We start from the raw sequence: 14,613 nt of genomic DNA, 5'->3' as shown, positions 1-14,613 counted from the left end.
GGGCTTGCCCCCGATAGCAGTGTGACAGTCAACAGAGATGTTGAATGTGCCACCGTCATCGGGGGCAAGCCCCCTCCCACATTGGAATTGTGGTGTCTGCTTAGACCTTCAATTCCTTAAGGTGCTTGTACACCGTCGCCCGCCCCATCCCCAGCACATTCGCCACATAGTTCGACGCACTCTTGCCCTTGAACGCCCCCTCGGCATGCAACGCCAACACCAGCTCGCGCTTGTGATCCCGGGTCAGCAGATTCAGGCTCAACTGCCGCTCGCGCATCCACCCGTGCAAAAACGTGTTGATGCGTTCCTGCCAGTCATCGCGAAACAGCGAGTCCGGCTGCGGGATCAGTTTGCTTGGCGACAGGAACAAATCCAGCGCCGCCTTGGCATTCTCGAACAGTGAAATATTCAGGTTGATGCACAGCACCGCCAACCGTCGCCCCTTGTGGTCGTGCAGTACGGTGCTGAGGCTGCGGATTTTCTGGCCGTCCCAGTTGAGCTTTTCGTACGGGCCGATATTCACTTCGCTCACGTCCTCGGTGAGCATGTCCTCCAGCGCCGAGTCATCGCCAATCGCCCGTTTGGACAGGTTATTGGCGATGTAGTCGACCTTCTGCGAGCGCAAATCGTGCAGCACGGCTTCGGCGTGGGGGAAGAACAGCGTGGCGATGGCGTCGGCCATCGCACGGAAGTTCTGCATGACGTTGTCTTGTTCAGCGCTGTTCATCTATGGGGCTCCAGGCGGGCAGGCGAGAGCATACCAGCGTCGAGGCCGAACCGCGTCAGCACCTCGGGCAACGCCGCGCCGCGCACCAGGGCGGCGCTGGCCTGGCCCATGGCCGGAGAGGTCTGGATACCGTAACCGCCCTGCGCCGCCACCCAGAACAGGCCGGGCACCTGGGCGTCGAAACCGCTTAGCAAGTCACCATCGTGGACAAAGCTGCGCAACCCGGCCCAGGTGCGGGTAGGCCGGCGGATGGTCAGGGTGGTGGCTTCTTCGATCTGGTAGATGCCCATGGCGATATCCAGTTCTTCGGGCTGGATGTCCTGGGGTTCGACGGGGTCGGCATTGGCGGGGGAGCCGAGGAACATGCCGGCGTCGGGTTTCATGTAGAAGGATTCGTCCAGGGCCACCAGCATCGGCCAGTGGTGGCTGTCGACCCCTTCGGGGCCGGCGAAGATAAAGGCCGAGCGGCGCTTGGGTTGCAGGCCGATGGGCCTGGCGCCGGCCAGTTCGCCGATACGGTCGGCCCAGGCGCCGGCGGCGTTGATGATGATGGGGGCGGTGTAGGTTTTTTCACCGGTGTGTACCTGCCAAATACCGGCTGCATCACGGTTCAGACTTTGTACGGCCTGGTCGGTCAGCACCTCGCCGCCGTTGCGGCGGATGCCGCGCAGATAACCCTGGTGCAGGGCATCGGTATCGATGTCGCTGGCGGTCGGGTCATACAGCGCGCCATGGACTTTTTCGCGGCGCAAGATCGGCATTTTCGCGCAGGCTTCATCGGCGCTGAGCAGTTCAACCTGGGCCACGGTGGCCTTGGCGCTCAGGTACTGGGCGTTCAATTCGGCCGCGTCGCCGGTGAAGTCCACGGTGATTTCGCCACGCGGCGTCAGCAGTGGATGCTCGCAGAAGCCTTCGGGCGGCTGGTCGAAAAACGCGCGGCTGGCGAGGGTCAGTGCGCGCACTTGCGACGTGCCATACGCGGCGGTGTAGAGTGCCGCCGAACGCCCGGTGGAGTGGTAGCCGGGGTGGCTTTCGCGCTCCAGCACGAGCACCTTGCCATGCCGGGACAACCAGAAACCCGTGGACGCGCCGGCAATGCCGCCGCCGATGATGATGAAGTCTGCGTGGCTCATAGGTGTCTCCAAAGGGCATTGGCCAGTGCGATGTCTTCCAGGCCCAGGCCGATGGAGCGGAAGAAGACGTGGCGGTCGTAGGTCGGGCGTTGTACGTGTTCGCTGAGCAGTTCCGGCAGGTCGCCGAGGATGTGGCGCTTGTGCCAACCGTGTTGTTCGGTGGCGATCAGCACTTCGCCCGCCGCGCCTGGGGTGGTCTGGCGATAGTCGCAGAAGACCTGCATGGCGTTAAGGGACTGGGGCGGCACTTCGTGGGCACGCGGCGCGTTGGTGCTGATAGAAGTGATCAGCGCAGGTTTGCTCAAGCGCGCGGGATCGATCACCGGGCCAGCGGAAGAGGTACACAGCAGGATCACGTCGGCGTCGTCCAGGGCTGCGTCTTGGCTGTTGGCAATGACGACACGGGGGTCCAGGTTGTTGAGTTGATCGATGGTTTCGGCCGCGGCATTGGCCAGGCTCGGCGAATACAGGTTGATGCTGTGCCACTCACGCAGGTCTTTCACGTAATGCAGATGCGCCTGGGCGACCTTGCCACTGCCGATAATCGCCAGGCGCCGTGCGGTCGGCAGTGCCAGCGCATCCACCGCCAGTGCGGTGGTGGCGGCGGTTCGGGCGGTGGTCAACTCGGCGGCATCGCACAGCAGCACCGGTTGGCCGGTGTGCATCGACATCAGCAGCGTCCACGCCGTCACCAACGGGCCTTGTTCGCGCACGATATACGGCGAGGTTTTCATCCCGTACACCCCGTCCTCCGCCAGCACCCCCAGGTAGTTGATAAAGTCCCCGGCGCCTTGGGGAAACTCCACCCATTGCTGCGCTGGCTGCACCGCAAGCCCGGCAGCCAGGTCGCGGAACAGCTTGTGCAGGATCTGCGGCACGTCGATTTGGGCGAGCAGTTCGCGGGCTTGGGCCTGGTTGATCACTTGAGGGGAACTGGGCATGGGAGTCTCCGTGATTAAACTAATTTGTCCATTATGGACATTTAGTTCTGTTGGGCAAGAGGTAAACCTCAGCCCTCAAAACGAAAACCACCCGAGAGTTTCTCCTTTAAATAGCTGACCAACACACTCACCGACTTCGGCACATGGGGCGAGTAGGGCCGAATCAGGTAGATCTCATTGGCAAACGCGCCCTTGAGCGTCCAGTCCTTGAGTACCTGCACCAACTTGCCGCTGGCCAGCGCCGCGTGCGCACTGAAATCCGGGAGTAGGGCGATGCCCAAATGATTGAGGGCCGAATCCCGCAGGGCTTCGCTGTTATTGGTGGCGAAGCTGCCGGAGATCGGCACCGTGAGACGTTCGACGTTTTTGCTGCCGCGTTCGAAGGTCCAGGCGGGTTGGTCGGTGCCTCGTGGGTAGAACAGGCAGTTGTGGGCAGACAATTCAGCCGGTTCACGAGGGGCGCCGTGGCGTTGCAGGTAGTCCTGGGTGGCGACCAGCACCGAGCCGGTGTCGCACAACTTCCACGCCACATGGGTTTCCGGCACCTGGAAACCATGGCGCACGGCCAGGTCGTAGCCTTCTGCGGCCAGCGAGCTCAAGGCGTCGGACACATCCAGTTGGATACGCACCTGCGGGTATCGCTGCAAAAACTCCGACAAGTGGGGCACCAGTTGCTGACGGGCAAACGCCACCGGTGCCGTCAGCCGCACCAACCCGCGAATCTCCCCGACCGAATCACGCACCGACGAGAAGCTGCGCGCGATCTGTTCATAGGCGCTGCGCACTTCGCGGGTCAGCGACAGTCCGGCATCCGTCAGCCTGACGCTGCGCGTGGTGCGCGTAACCAACTGCGTGCCAGTGGCTTTTTCCAGATCGGAAATACGCTGGCTCACTGCCGATTTACTCACCCCCAGGCGCGCCGCCGCGGCGGTGTAGGTGCCTTGTTCCTCCAGCACCGACAACCAGTGGATATGGGTCCACAGCCCTTCGATCTCAGCTTTTTCCATGGGTGTATTGTTCGTATATGTGGACAATAAGTTCTGGATTCTGCTCTGGTTTGGAACAAAGCGAAAGCCTATCGTGTGTTCAACGTTTACTCACCAGGGATCGACTGCCATGACCACTACCATCGAGCACTACATCAACGACCAGCGCGTGTCCCGCGATGATCGTTATCAGGACGTCTTCAACCCGGCCACCGGCGAAAAAACCGCCCGCGTCGCCCTGGCCAGCCGCCAGACCGTTGGCGAAGCCGTCGCCGCTGCCCAGGCCGCTTTCGCCGGTTGGGCCGACACGCCGCCGATCCGCCGCGCCCGCGTACTGTTCCAATACCTGCACCTGCTGCGTGAACGCAAAGATGACCTGGCGCGCATCATCGTCGCCGAACACGGCAAGGTCTTCACCGACGCCCAGGGCGAAGTCGACCGTGGTATCGACATTCTTGAATTCGCCTGCGGCATCCCGAACCTGCTCAAAGGTGAGCATTCGGACCAGGTGTCCCGCGGCATGGACAACTGGACGATGCGCCAGCCCCTGGGCGTTGTGGCGGGCGTGACGCCGTTCAACTTCCCGGTGATGGTGCCGATGTGGATGTACCCGATCGCCATCGCGGCGGGTAACACCTTCATCCTCAAGCCAAGCCCGACCGACCCGAGCGCCTCGCTGTTCATGGCCGAATTGCTGCACGAAGCCGGCTTGCCCAAAGGCGTGTTCAACGTGGTGCAGGGCGACAAGGAATCGGTGGACGCGCTGATCGAACACCCGGACGTCAAAGCCGTGAGCTTCGTCGGCTCGACGCCGATTGCCCAATACATCTACGAAACCGGCGCCCGCAACGGCAAGCGCGTACAAGGCCTGGGCGGTGCGAAAAACCACATGGTGGTGATGCCCGACGCCGACATCGAAAAAACCGTCGACGCCTTGATGGGCGCGGCCTACGGCAGTGCCGGCGAACGTTGCATGGCCATCTCGGTGGCGGTGCTGGTGGGCGACGTGGGTGACAAAGTCATCGCCGCCCTGACCGAGCGCGCCAAGCAACTGCGCATCACTGACGGCCGCGACCTGAAAGCCGAAATGGGCCCGATTGTGTCCCGCGCCGCCCTGGAACGCATCAGCGGCTACATCGAGCAAGGCGTGCAGGCCGGCGCGCAGTTGCTGCTCGACGGGCGTGACTACGTACCGACCGAAGCAGGCCTGGAAAACGGCTTCTGGCTCGGCGCGACGCTGTTCGACCACGTGACCCAAGAGATGAGCATCTACCGCGAAGAAATCTTCGGTCCGGTGCTGGCCTGCGTGCGTGTGAATGACTTTGCCGAAGCGATCAAACTGGTCAACGACCACGAATTCGGCAACGGCGTCAGCTGCTTCACCCGCGACGGCAACATCGCCCGCGAGTTTGCACGGCGTATTGAAGTGGGCATGGTTGGCATCAACGTTCCGATCCCGGTGCCGATGGCGTGGCATGGTTTTGGTGGCTGGAAAAAGAGCCTGTTTGGCGACATGCATGCGTACGGCACTGAAGGTGTGCGGTTCTACACCAAGCAGAAGTCGATCATGCAGCGCTGGTCGGAGAGTATCGAGCAAGGCGCTGAGTTCGCGATGCCGGTTTCCAAATAGCTGAACCCTGTAAGCGATTCAAGTAACCGCTGGCGAGCGCGCGTGTTCCCTCGCCAGCGGTTTTTGGCTTTGTATCGCAGTGTGTCCCCACCCCCTCCTGATACACCGGCATGACGTTCTGTCGCGCTCGCGACACAGACCGGATACACGCCTGGCTTTAAATCTGTCTACCAGCTGGCGCACCTACAGCGCCCTGGCCACTTTCAGACAAGCCAGGAGATACACCCCCATGAAGCGTCCTTACGCAGCCCTCGCGGCAACCCTCGCCCTGTCCCTCAGCGCCTTCGCCGCAGTGGCCCATGCCGACGAAGCCAAGCCCCAGGAAAAATGCTTCGGCGTGTCCCTGGCCGGCGCCAACGACTGCGCTGCCGGTGCTGGCACCTCGTGCGCTGCCACCTCTACCACCGACTATCAAGGCAACGCCTGGATCCTGGTGGACAAAGGCACCTGCACCCAAATCAAGACCCCCAAAGGCTACGGCAGCCTGACGGAACAGCCGTGATCCAGCGCCTGTTGCCCGAAGCGCTGCTGTTGCTGGTGGCGCGGGTGGCGGTCGCGGCGGTGTTCTTCCTGTCGGGGCGTACCAAGGTCAGCGGGTTTCTTCAACTCAAGCCGTCGACCTACACGCTGTTCCGCTCCGAGTACGCCTTGCCGCTGATCCCGCCGGACTGGGCCGCCCACCTGGCGACTTACGCCGAGCACCTGTTCCCGCTCTTGCTGGTACTGGGCCTGCTGACCCGCCCAGCCGCTGCCGCGCTGTTGGGCATGACCCTGGTGATCGAGGTGTTTGTGTACCCCAACGCCTGGCCGGTGCACCTGACCTGGGCGGCCCTGTTGCTGCCGCTGTTGGCCAAGGGCGCTGGAGATTGGTCGCTGGACCGCCTGCTTTCAGGCAAACGTTTATCCCATTGATGGAGACTTGCTATGCGTATGCTTTCTTCCCTGGCCCTTGCCATGGCCATGACGGTTCCCCTGTTGGCCCAGGCCGCCGATGCGCCCCAGCCCGGTGCCGGTAAAAGCGTGGTGATCGTGCCCGGATCGTTCGTCGACGGTTCCGGCTGGCGCGTGGTGCACGACATCCTGATCCACAAGGGCTACAAGGTCACCGTGGTGCACCAGGGCCACCAGAGCCTGGCCGCCGATGTGGCCGAGGCGCGAGAAGTGCTGGAACAGCAGGTCGGCCCCGTCGTCCTGGTGGGCCACAGTTCTGCCGGCGGCGTGATCTCGATTGCCGGCGACCGCGACAAGGTCAAGTCACTGGTGTACGTCTCGGCATTGCAGCCGGAAGTCGGCGAGACCATGGGCCAGTTGATCGGCTCCATGCCGTCGCCCAGCGATGATGTGCGGCCGACCCGCGACGGTCACCTGTTCTTCGATCGCACCAAGTTCAACGCGGACTTCGCTGCCGACCTGACCACCAACCGTACCGACTTCATGGCGGCCTCCCAAGTGCCGGCCACCACCGCATTGTTTGGCGGCACCGTGTGGGCCGCGGCGTGGCACAAGAAGCCGACCTACGCCGTGCTGTCGACCGACGACCGCGCCCTGAGCCCGGACCTGCAGCGCTGGATGTACAAGCGCGCCGGTTCCAAGGTCACTGAAATCAAAGCCAGCCACGCGGTGTACATCTCCCAGCCTGAGGCTGTGGCGAAGGTCATCGAAGACGCGGCATCCGTTATCAAATAACCCTGACACCCCTGGAGAAATGCCTATGAACACTGCACTCAAATCCCGCCTGAGCCTTGCCGCAGCCGCCGCGATGATCGCCATGGCTTCCGCCTCGTTCGCCACGGCCGCCAGCGCGGCCGACCAGCCGGAAAAACCCGGCCGTTGCTACGGCGTCAACACCTGCAAAGGCACCAGCCTGTGCGCCACTGCCAAGAACGACTGCAAGGGCCTCAACAGCTGCAAGGCCGAAGGCGTGATCGTCAAGACGCCGTCCGAGTGCCTCAAGGCGGGCGGCACCCTGACTGAGCCCAAATAACCCCGGCCCCTTGTAGGAGCGAGCTTGCTGTGGCGAGGGAGCTTGCTCCCGCTTGGGTGCGAAGCGCCCACATAAACCTGGGCCTGCTGCGCAGTCCAGCGGGAGCAAGCTCCCTCGCCACAAAAGCGCGCTCGGTTTTAATGGAGGAGCGTCCATGTCGACACCCAACCCTCACTTTTCCGGCTACGGCCTGGGGCTGCGCAAGGAGCATTACGCCGACTTCCTGGAGACCTCGGTGCCGGTGGATTTTGTCGAAGTGATCTCCGAGAACTTCATGGTCGCCGGCGGCCAGCCTCGGCATATCCTGCGCCAGGTTCGCGAGCGTTACCCGGTGGCCTTGCATGGTGTGTCCATGTCCATCGGCACCGCCGAAGGGCTGGATGCGGACTACCTGTATCGCCTCAAAGCCCTGGTCGATGAAATCGACCCGCTGTTCGTTTCCGACCACTTGAGCTGGTCGCGCAGCGGCGGCTTCAATGCCCACGACTTGCTGCCCGTGCCCTACACCGACGAAGCGTTGGAGCGGGTGTGCAGCAATATCCATCAGGCCCAGGACGTGCTGGGCCGCACGATGCTGTTTGAAAACCCGTCCAGCTACCTGGCCTTCGAGGGCGCGTCCATGAGCGAGTGGGAATTTATCGCCGCCATGGCCCGGCGCACCGGCTGTGAATTGCTGTTGGACGTGAACAATGTGTTTGTCAGTGCCAGCAACCATGGCTTCGATGCCCAGGCGTTCCTGGAGGGCATCCCCGTCGAACGCGTGCGGCAGGTGCATTTGGCCGGGCATAGCCAGGGCCGAGAATTGTTGATCGACAGCCATGACAGTCCCGTGTGCGCCGGGGTTTGGGAACTGTATGCCCAGGCCATCGCCAGGTTGGGCCCGGTGGCGACCATGATCGAGCGCGATGATGAAATCCCACCCTTGGCTGAGCTGCTACAAGAGCTGTCCATGGCCCGCGCCATAGGAGCGCAACGATGAACCTGGCCGAGCTGCAACAGACCTTTCGCCAGTGGCTGGTGAGTGCGTCGGATGAGTCCGCCCGATTGCTGGGCAGCAACGCCCCCGGCCTGGCGGTGTACCAGAACAACTACCGCGCGCAATTGGTGGGATGCCTGGAACAGGCGTTTCCCACCTTGCGACGCTGGATGGGCGAGGAGTTGTTTCTGGCGGCCAGCATCCGTCATATCGACCAGTATCCACCCCATGCCTGGACCCTGGATGCTTATCCCGAGTTGTTCTATCGCACCTTGAAAAGCGAGTTTCCCCATAACCCGGACGTACACGAACTGGCGTGGATCGAATGGGCGTTGAGCGAAGCCTTCGTCGCGGCCGATGCCCAGCCATTGCCGACGGAAGCTTTGGCCAATGTGGATTGGGACACGGCGGTCCTGCAATTGACGCCATCCCTGCGTTGCCGCGCGTTGACCACCAATGCCGAGGCCATCTGGTCGGCGCTGTGGCAGGACGCCGAGGCACCGGAAGCTGCGATGCTGGCAGAGGCGGGCGGGTTGTTGGTCTGGCGGCGCCAGTTCACCTCCAGATTGCGCCAAGTGGATGCCTTGGAGTTGCAGACGTTGTTGCATCTACAGGCCGACGGCAGCTTTGCCGGGCTGTGCGAGTTTCTGGTGGAGCGCCTGGGCGAAGAGGCCGGCGTGATGCAGGCGGGTGAATACCTGGCCACGTGGCTGGGCAGTGAATTGATCGTGGGGGTGAGGCATGTTTGATCGACGTGGTTTTTTGCTGCTGGCCGCCGTTGTCGCTGCGGCTCCAGCGTTTGCAGTGCAACAGGTCAGTACCGACGATGACCTGGACATCCGCTATGAACAGTTCGGACCGGAGGAGGGCCACGCGATTATCCTGCTGGCGACCGACGTGCAGGCCTTCGCCCAAGTGACGGGCCCATTGGCAGCCCAGGGCTTTCGCGTGATCGTGCCGTACCTGCGCGAGCAGGACGACGCCGCGCTCGCCCAGGATGTGCTGGAACTGATGAACGCGCTGCATATCCCCGAAGCCGTGCTGGCCGGCGTGGAGCAGGGCGCACGCATCGCGGCGCGGGCGGCCGGGTTGAAGCCGAGTCGCTGCGTGGGTTTGGTGACGTTGAACACGGCTGCGCAGACGGGCTTTGCGGAAGCGGTGGCGGTGATGGCGAAGAGTGGGCGGTGGCGAACATGAAAATTGCGACAGCCACCCAATCCCCCACTGAAAAAAATCCCCAACCCCCGTAACCTAGACGCCTCTGTCACCCGCCCGGACCCTTCATGTCTTCTGTTGCCGATGGCTTGCCCCTCAATAAACGCCTGCCGGCCGTGATCGCGATCTCCCTGGGGATCGGCATGGCGACCCTGGACACGGCCATCGTCAACACCGCATTGCCGACATTGGCCGAGGGCATCGGCACTGATTCGGCCTCGGTGATCTGGGTGGTTAACGCCTATCAGTTGGCGATTATCGCCACGGTGCTGCCGTTCGCTTCGTTGAGTGATGTGTTGGGCCATCGTCGGGTGTATCTGGGCGGGCTGTTGCTGTTTATCGTCTCGTCGCTGTTTTGCGGGTTGGCCGGGTCGCTGGTCACCTTGACCGCCGCGCGGGTGGTGCAGGGGCTGGGGGCGGCGGCGATCATGAGTGTGAACACCGCGCTGTTGCGGCATATCTACCCCTCGAACATGCTCGGGCGGGGCCTGGGGTATAACTCGCTGGTGGTGGGGCTGGCGTTTACGTTGGGGCCGACGGCGGCGTCGGCGATTCTGTCGGTCACCACCTGGCACTGGTTGTACCTGATCAATGTGCCGTTGGGCGTGTTGGCGCTGGGGTTGGGGCTGCGGTCGTTGCCGACGCTGCCGATGACCGGGCATGCGTTTGACCGGCTGGCCGCGCTGTTGTGTGCGGGGTTGTTCGCCTTGCTGGTGCTCGGCCTGGGGACTTGGGTTCACGGTGCCCAAGGCGCGCTGACCCTCGGCTTGATCGCCGTGGCGCTGGTGTGTGGCGCCTTGTTGCTGCGTCGCCAGGCCGGTCACCCGGCACCGATGCTGGCCCTGGACCTGTTCAAGCGGCCGGTGTTTGCCTTGTCGTCCCTCACGGCGATCTGCGCGTTCAGCGCCCAGGGCCTGGCGTTTGTGTCGTTGCCGTTTCTGTTGCAGGCGGTGCTGGGGCATAGCCAGGTGGAAACCGGTTTTCTGATGACGCCATGGCCGGCGGTGGTGGCAGTCATGGCACTGGTGGCGGGGCGCCTGGCGGACCGTGTGTCGCTGGGGGTGTTGTGCGGGATTGGTCTGTTGATGCTCAGTGCGGGCATGGCGGCGCTGGCGACCCTGGGAGACGGTGCGTCGGCGTTGGATATCGGCTGGCGCATGGCCTTGTGCGGCGCCGGTTTCGGGTTCTTCCAGTCGCCCAACCTCAAGGCGTTGATGACCAGCGCGCCGTTGGCCCGCAGCGGCGGGGCCAGTGGCATCGTGGCGATTTCGCGCTTGCTCGGGCAGACGCTGGGGGCCTCGTTGGTGGCGTTGTGTTTCCACCTGTCGTTGAGCAGCGGCCCGCAGTATGCGCTGTGGTTGGGGTGCGGATTTGCCCTGGTAGGGGCCGTGGCCAGCGGTTTGCGTTTGTTTCCCTATGGGAAAAAGCGCTGATTAGGGCTAACGTGGCGACCTGAATATTTCGGGATGTTTCAGTTTTATGACCGATCAGGCCCTCCGCACCGCCGACACCCAATCCCGCCGCGCCGCGCTGACCCTGGCGTTATGTCTGCCCAGCGACGTGTTGCTCTACCTGCTGCTGCCCATGGAGTCCCAGGCCTTTGGCATCACCCTGGCCCAGGCTGGGGTGTTGCTCGCGGCCAACCGCCTGGTGCGGATTTTCGGTTACCGGCATGTGTTGAATTTCTATGCGCGTAACGGCGACCGTCTGACCTGCATGATTGCTGCCGGCGCCGCGACGCTGTGTGCGCTGGGCAACTCGATGTTGTCCGGCTTCGCGGCGCTGCTCGGTCTGCGACTGGTGTGGGGCCTGTGCTTTGCCGCGTTGAACCTCTCGACCCAAGTCTTGGCCACCTCGGAACCGGCCGGGGCCGCACGCCGCGCCGGGCGTTCGCGCGCATTGATCGCCCTCGGCCCGATGCTGGCATTGCCCCTGGGCGGCTGGCTGACCCTATGGGCCGGGCCACGTCCGATCTTTGTGATTCTGGCCGGTGCGTGCCTGGTGGGCTTGTGGATGGCCCGTGGTTTACCGAGCGCCGGGCATGATTTGCACGGTACGCCGGGGCGGCGCTTCAAGTGGCCGGACAGCGTGGCGATGTGGTCGTTTATCGAAGGTGTGGCGCTGGATGGGCTGTTTATTTTCGGCCTGTCGATCCAGGCGCAGAAAATTCTCGGCGGCGACGCGGTGCTGATCGCCGGGGGCTTGATGGCGTTGCGGTATGTCTCGGAAATGTTGCTCAGCCCCTTGGGCGGGCGTGCCGCACAGCGTTTCGGCGCCACCTCGATGTTATTGCTGTTTTCATTCCTGAGTGCCTTGGCCCTGACCGCGTTTGGCAGCTACTGGGTGATTGTCGGCGCGGCGGCGGTGCTGGTGCTGCGCGCCTTGCAACTGCCGTTGGTAACCACCCTGGTGGCCGAGCGCAATCCGGGCTCGATGCGGGTGTCGGCGCTGGCGTCCAATGCGGTGTGGCGAGATATCGGCGCGGGGCTCGGGCCTTTGTTGGCGGGTCTGTTACTGCCGATTGCGTCGGCGCCCTGGGTGTTCGGCGTGGCCGGGGCGGCGATTGCGGTGAGTGCGGTGTTTTGCTGGCGGGCGAAGGCTACTACAGAGCGCTAGCCGGGCGCAGTCATCATGAAGAGGCCTAAAGATGGCGTGAATTCAATTCGTTTCCGCTCAACTAATAACGCCACATAAACTGCATCCCACTGTAAAGCGTCAGGGTGCCCGTTTACCATGAATCATGAATTTGCATTTACCCTCAAAAGCATTTGCTTTGAAGAACATTATGAACCCGCTGAAAATACGCGGCTGACCACCAACTTTGCTAATTTGGCCAGGGGCAAGCGCCGCCAGGAAAATTTGCTCAATACATTAAAAATGATCAACAACCGTTTTAACGCGTTGGCGCATTGGGATAACCCCAAGGGCGATCGTTATAGCGTCGAACTTGAAATTATTTCCGTCGAAATGAAAGTTGACGTTAACAGCCAGCATGACGCGCTGCCCCTGATTGAAGTGCTGAAAACCACCATCGTTGATCAACACACCCACGAGCGCAGCGAAGGTATTGTCGGGAACAATTTCTCGTCTTACGTGCGCGACTATGACTTTAGCGTGCTGTTGCTGGGGCACAACAAGGGTAAATCCGGATTCAGCACGCCGGATAATTTCGGCGACTTGCACGGAAAGTTGTTCAAGTGCTTTGTGAATTCAAGCACGTTTAAAGAACACTTCAAAAAGCCACCGGTTATTTGCCTGAGTGTTTCGAGCAGCCGGACTTATCATCGCACTGAAAATCACCATCCCGTGCTGGGTATTGAATACCAGCAGGATGAGTATTCCTTGACGGACGAATACTTCGCCAAAATGGGCTTGAAGGTGCGCTATTTCATGCCCGCGAACAGTGCTGCACCGCTGGCGTTTTATTTTTCCGGCGATCTACTGGGTGATTACACCAACCTTGAGCTGATCAGCACCATCAGCACGATGGATACGTTCCAGAAGATTTATCGGCCCGAGATTTACAACGCAAACTCCGCGGCAGGAAAGTCCTATCAGCCGAGTTTGAATAATCAGGATTACTCATTGACTCGAATTGTCTACGACCGGGAAGAGCGCGGCCGCCTGGCGATTGAACAAGGACAGTTTGTCGAAGAACACTTCATCAAGCCCTACCAGCCCCTTCTTGAGCAGTGGTCTGCCCATTACGCGCGTTGATTGATAAGACTATTAGGTTACCCGTTATGAAAAAATTACTCCCGACTTCAACCGCCGGCAGCCTGCCTAAACCCTCCTGGCTGGCGCAGCCTGAGACACTTTGGTCACCCTGGAAACTGCACGATCAGGAACTGACGGAAGGCAAACAAGATGCCCTGCGTTTGTCATTGCACGAACAACAACAGGCAGGCATTGACATCGTAAGTGACGGCGAACAGACGCGGCAGCACTTTGTGACGACGTTTATCGAGCATCTCGACGGCGTCGATTTCGAAAAGCGCGAGACCGTTAGAATCCGTGATCGTTATGACGCCAGTGTGCCGACGGTCGTAGGGGCCGTGACGCGCCCGAAATCCGTGTTTGTTGAAGATGCCAAGTTCTTGCGCCAGCAAACCCGTCAACCTATCAAATGGGCGCTGCCGGGCCCGATGACGATGATCGATACGCTGTATGACAGCCACTATAAGAGTCGCGAAAAACTCGCATGGGAATTTGCCAAGATCCTTAATCAGGAAGCACGGGAACTGGAAGCGGCCGGCGTCGACATCATCCAGTTTGATGAGCCTGCTTTTAACGTGTTCTTCGATGAAGTGAACGAGTGGGGCGTGGCGACCCTGGAAAGAGCCATTGAAGGCCTCAAGTGCGAAACCGCCGTGCATATTTGTTATGGCTATGGCATCAAGGCCAATACCGACTGGAAAAAAACGCTGGGGTCTGAATGGCGTCAATATGAAGAGGCGTTCCCCAAGCTGCAAAAATCCAGTATCGATATCGTTTCGCTGGAATGCCACAACTCCCATGTGCCCATGGAGCTCATCGAGTTGATTCGCGGCAAAAAAGTCATGGTCGGCGCCGTCGATGTGGCCTCCCATACCGTTGAAACGCCTGAGGAAGTGGCCACTACCCTGCGCAAAGCCCTTCAGTTCGTAGACGCCGATAAACTCTACCCGTGCACCAACTGTGGCATGGCGCCACTGCCTCGCCAGGTGGCCAGAGGCAAGTTGAATGCCTTGAGCGCGGGCGCAGAGATCGTGCGCAGAGAGCTTGCGAACAACGCCCGGTAGTGAGGCCCTGGTGATTACTGGCAAACAAGTTGAACGATGGCTTCTTGAGGTTTCTCTAACGTGATGTAGCCCCCTTTGAAGGTGAACCATCATGGCCGAATACAAGCAGCCGCCACCCGGCACCCCCAATCCTGACCGCACACCCGGCGAAGAGGAGCGTGACAACGATGCGTTACGCCCCAACGACCCGGCGGAGCGTCAGGACACTCAGCCAGAACAAGACCTGGAAAACCTCCACGA

The 14,613-nt window shown here is 61.5% G+C and carries 16 protein-coding genes; 12 read left to right on the top strand and 4 right to left on the bottom strand.

What is annotated here, in order from left to right; all coding sequences use genetic code 11:
* Positions 1-100 precede the first annotated feature (100 nt).
* The 4 genes from DYL61_RS30125 to DYL61_RS30110 all read right to left on the bottom strand — a co-directional run bounded on the left by DYL61_RS30125 (position 101) and on the right by DYL61_RS30110 (position 3,808).
* On the bottom strand, positions 101-727 hold the full coding sequence (locus DYL61_RS30125; protein ID WP_105699111.1) for a helix-turn-helix transcriptional regulator: 627 nt from the start codon (positions 725-727) through the stop codon (positions 101-103).
* Positions 724-1,860, bottom strand: coding sequence for an NAD(P)/FAD-dependent oxidoreductase (locus DYL61_RS30120; RefSeq protein WP_135311404.1), 1,137 nt, complete (start codon positions 1,858-1,860; stop codon positions 724-726). Before DYL61_RS30120 ends, DYL61_RS30125 begins: the two co-directional genes overlap by 4 nt.
* On the bottom strand, positions 1,857-2,801 hold the full coding sequence (locus DYL61_RS30115) for an ornithine cyclodeaminase family protein (protein WP_135311403.1): 945 nt from the start codon (positions 2,799-2,801) through the stop codon (positions 1,857-1,859). The genes DYL61_RS30120 and DYL61_RS30115 overlap by 4 nt, the downstream gene beginning before the upstream one ends.
* 68 nt (positions 2,802-2,869) lie before the next feature.
* Positions 2,870-3,808 carry a LysR family transcriptional regulator gene (locus tag DYL61_RS30110; RefSeq protein WP_105699108.1) on the bottom strand — a complete coding sequence of 313 codons (939 nt, stop codon included), beginning with the start codon at positions 3,806-3,808 and terminating at the stop codon, positions 2,870-2,872.
* A gap of 109 nt (positions 3,809-3,917) precedes the next feature.
* Between DYL61_RS30110 and DYL61_RS30105 the strand changes: the two genes are divergently transcribed.
* The 12 genes from DYL61_RS30105 (at position 3,918) to DYL61_RS30050 (ending at position 14,373) form a co-directional block, all read left to right on the top strand.
* Positions 3,918-5,417, top strand: a complete 1,500-nt coding sequence (locus DYL61_RS30105) for a CoA-acylating methylmalonate-semialdehyde dehydrogenase (RefSeq protein WP_135311402.1) — start codon at positions 3,918-3,920, stop codon at positions 5,415-5,417.
* A 229-nt stretch (positions 5,418-5,646) separates the two neighbouring features.
* On the top strand, positions 5,647-5,919 hold the full coding sequence (locus DYL61_RS30100; RefSeq protein WP_105695560.1) for a BufA1 family periplasmic bufferin-type metallophore: 273 nt from the start codon (positions 5,647-5,649) through the stop codon (positions 5,917-5,919).
* On the top strand, positions 5,916-6,329 hold the full coding sequence (locus tag DYL61_RS30095; RefSeq protein WP_135311401.1) for a DoxX family protein: 414 nt from the start codon (positions 5,916-5,918) through the stop codon (positions 6,327-6,329). The genes DYL61_RS30100 and DYL61_RS30095 overlap by 4 nt, the downstream gene beginning before the upstream one ends.
* Positions 6,330-6,341: 12 nt before the next feature.
* Positions 6,342-7,103, top strand: coding sequence for an alpha/beta fold hydrolase (locus tag DYL61_RS30090; RefSeq protein ID WP_105695558.1), 762 nt, complete (start codon positions 6,342-6,344; stop codon positions 7,101-7,103).
* A gap of 25 nt (positions 7,104-7,128) precedes the next feature.
* Complete coding sequence (gene bufA2 / locus DYL61_RS30085; RefSeq protein ID WP_105695557.1) at positions 7,129-7,401, top strand: BufA2 family periplasmic bufferin-type metallophore; 273 nt, start codon at positions 7,129-7,131, stop codon at positions 7,399-7,401.
* Positions 7,402-7,555: 154 nt separating this feature from the next.
* Positions 7,556-8,380 (top strand): MNIO family bufferin maturase, encoded by an 825-nt coding sequence (bufB, locus tag DYL61_RS30080; RefSeq protein WP_135311400.1) that lies wholly within the window; start codon positions 7,556-7,558, stop codon positions 8,378-8,380.
* A complete protein-coding gene (locus tag DYL61_RS30075) occupies positions 8,377-9,126 on the top strand; it encodes an HvfC/BufC N-terminal domain-containing protein (RefSeq protein WP_135311399.1) in 750 nt (249 codons plus the stop codon). Before bufB ends, DYL61_RS30075 begins: the two co-directional genes overlap by 4 nt.
* Complete coding sequence (locus tag DYL61_RS30070; protein ID WP_135311398.1) at positions 9,119-9,574, top strand: alpha/beta fold hydrolase; 456 nt, start codon at positions 9,119-9,121, stop codon at positions 9,572-9,574. The genes DYL61_RS30075 and DYL61_RS30070 overlap by 8 nt, the downstream gene beginning before the upstream one ends.
* A gap of 86 nt (positions 9,575-9,660) precedes the next feature.
* On the top strand, positions 9,661-11,025 hold the full coding sequence (locus DYL61_RS30065) for an MFS transporter (RefSeq protein WP_135311397.1): 1,365 nt from the start codon (positions 9,661-9,663) through the stop codon (positions 11,023-11,025).
* A gap of 46 nt (positions 11,026-11,071) precedes the next feature.
* Entirely contained in the window at positions 11,072-12,208 is a 1,137-nt protein-coding gene (locus DYL61_RS30060; RefSeq protein ID WP_135311396.1) for an MFS transporter, read from the top strand.
* A 117-nt stretch (positions 12,209-12,325) separates the two neighbouring features.
* Positions 12,326-13,309 (top strand): DUF1852 domain-containing protein, encoded by a 984-nt coding sequence (locus tag DYL61_RS30055; RefSeq protein ID WP_135311395.1) that lies wholly within the window; start codon positions 12,326-12,328, stop codon positions 13,307-13,309.
* A 26-nt stretch (positions 13,310-13,335) separates the two neighbouring features.
* Positions 13,336-14,373: a methionine synthase gene (locus DYL61_RS30050; RefSeq protein WP_135311394.1), complete on the top strand. Its 1,038-nt coding sequence runs from the start codon at positions 13,336-13,338 to the stop codon at positions 14,371-14,373.
* Positions 14,374-14,613: the final 240 nt, after the last annotated feature.

The organism is Pseudomonas nabeulensis (assembly GCF_004682045.1).
Classification (GTDB): Bacteria; Pseudomonadota; Gammaproteobacteria; order Pseudomonadales; family Pseudomonadaceae; genus Aquipseudomonas; species Aquipseudomonas nabeulensis.
This window is presented reverse-complemented; position numbering and strand designations above follow the sequence as displayed.

What these genes read in the sequence shown, in the direction of transcription:
- DYL61_RS30125 (WP_105699111.1), bottom strand. Translation starts at nt 727, where the DNA reads ATGAACAGCGCTGAACAAGACAACGTCATGCAGAACTTCCGTGCGATG.
- DYL61_RS30120 (WP_135311404.1), bottom strand. Translation starts at nt 1,860, where the DNA reads ATGAGCCACGCAGACTTCATCATCATCGGCGGCGGCATTGCCGGCGCG.
- DYL61_RS30115 (WP_135311403.1), bottom strand. Translation starts at nt 2,801, where the DNA reads ATGCCCAGTTCCCCTCAAGTGATCAACCAGGCCCAAGCCCGCGAACTG.
- DYL61_RS30110 (WP_105699108.1), bottom strand. Translation starts at nt 3,808, where the DNA reads ATGGAAAAAGCTGAGATCGAAGGGCTGTGGACCCATATCCACTGGTTG.
- DYL61_RS30105 (WP_135311402.1), top strand. Translation starts at nt 3,918, where the DNA reads ATGACCACTACCATCGAGCACTACATCAACGACCAGCGCGTGTCCCGC.
- DYL61_RS30100 (WP_105695560.1), top strand. Translation starts at nt 5,647, where the DNA reads ATGAAGCGTCCTTACGCAGCCCTCGCGGCAACCCTCGCCCTGTCCCTC.
- DYL61_RS30090 (WP_105695558.1), top strand. Translation starts at nt 6,342, where the DNA reads ATGCGTATGCTTTCTTCCCTGGCCCTTGCCATGGCCATGACGGTTCCC.
- bufA2 (WP_105695557.1), top strand. Translation starts at nt 7,129, where the DNA reads ATGAACACTGCACTCAAATCCCGCCTGAGCCTTGCCGCAGCCGCCGCG.
- bufB (WP_135311400.1), top strand. Translation starts at nt 7,556, where the DNA reads ATGTCGACACCCAACCCTCACTTTTCCGGCTACGGCCTGGGGCTGCGC.
- DYL61_RS30075 (WP_135311399.1), top strand. Translation starts at nt 8,377, where the DNA reads ATGAACCTGGCCGAGCTGCAACAGACCTTTCGCCAGTGGCTGGTGAGT.
- DYL61_RS30070 (WP_135311398.1), top strand. Translation starts at nt 9,119, where the DNA reads ATGTTTGATCGACGTGGTTTTTTGCTGCTGGCCGCCGTTGTCGCTGCG.
- DYL61_RS30065 (WP_135311397.1), top strand. Translation starts at nt 9,661, where the DNA reads ATGTCTTCTGTTGCCGATGGCTTGCCCCTCAATAAACGCCTGCCGGCC.
- DYL61_RS30060 (WP_135311396.1), top strand. Translation starts at nt 11,072, where the DNA reads ATGACCGATCAGGCCCTCCGCACCGCCGACACCCAATCCCGCCGCGCC.
- DYL61_RS30055 (WP_135311395.1), top strand. Translation starts at nt 12,326, where the DNA reads ATGAATCATGAATTTGCATTTACCCTCAAAAGCATTTGCTTTGAAGAA.
- DYL61_RS30050 (WP_135311394.1), top strand. Translation starts at nt 13,336, where the DNA reads ATGAAAAAATTACTCCCGACTTCAACCGCCGGCAGCCTGCCTAAACCC.